Here is a 779-nt window from a genome sequence, read left to right on the forward strand (position 1 = left end):
TCGTCCTTGGTCAGGATGTAGGCTTCGGCGACGAACTTCTTGTGCGGCTTGACGGTGCCGGGCTTGGCCAGAACCTGGCCGCGCTCGACGCCTTCACGGTCGACACCGCGCAACAGCGCGCCGATGTTGTCGCCGGCCTGGCCCTGGTCGAGCAGCTTGCGGAACATCTCGACGCCCGTGCAGGTCGTCTTGGTGGTCGGACGGATGCCGATGATCTCCAGCTCCTCGCCGACCTTGACGACGCCGCGCTCGACGCGGCCGGTCACCACCGTGCCGCGGCCCGAGATCGAGAACACGTCCTCGATCGGCATCAGGAACGGCTTGTCGAGCGGACGAACCGGCGTCGGGATGTAGGCATCGACCGCCGCCATCAATTCGCGGATCGCGTCCTCGCCGATCTTCTTGTCGCTATCTTCAAGCGCGGCAAGCGCCGAACCCTTGACGATCGGAATGTCGTCGCCGGGGAACTCGTTCTTGGTCAAAAGCTCACGCACCTCGAGCTCGACCAGCTCGAGCAGCTCGGCGTCGTCGACCTGGTCGACCTTGTTCAAGAACACCACGATCGACGGCACGCCGACCTGGCGGGCCAAAAGGATGTGCTCGCGGGTCTGCGGCATCGGGCCGTCGGCGGCCGACACGACCAGGATCGCGCCGTCCATCTGCGCGGCACCGGTGATCATGTTCTTCACATAGTCGGCGTGGCCGGGGCAGTCGACATGGGCATAGTGGCGGGCAGCCGTCTCGTATTCGACGTGTGCCGTCGAAATGGTGATGCCGCG

Annotated in this window: 1 protein-coding gene; it reads right to left on the minus strand. The window is 65.3% G+C overall.

The features are described from left to right. Positions 1–779: elongation factor Tu (locus NKH01_RS35180; protein WP_353024747.1), on the minus strand; the 779-nt coding region annotated here is incomplete at both ends.

The organism is Mesorhizobium sp. M1403, from assembly GCF_040317695.1.
In the GTDB taxonomy this organism is placed as follows: domain Bacteria; phylum Pseudomonadota; class Alphaproteobacteria; order Rhizobiales; family Rhizobiaceae; genus Mesorhizobium.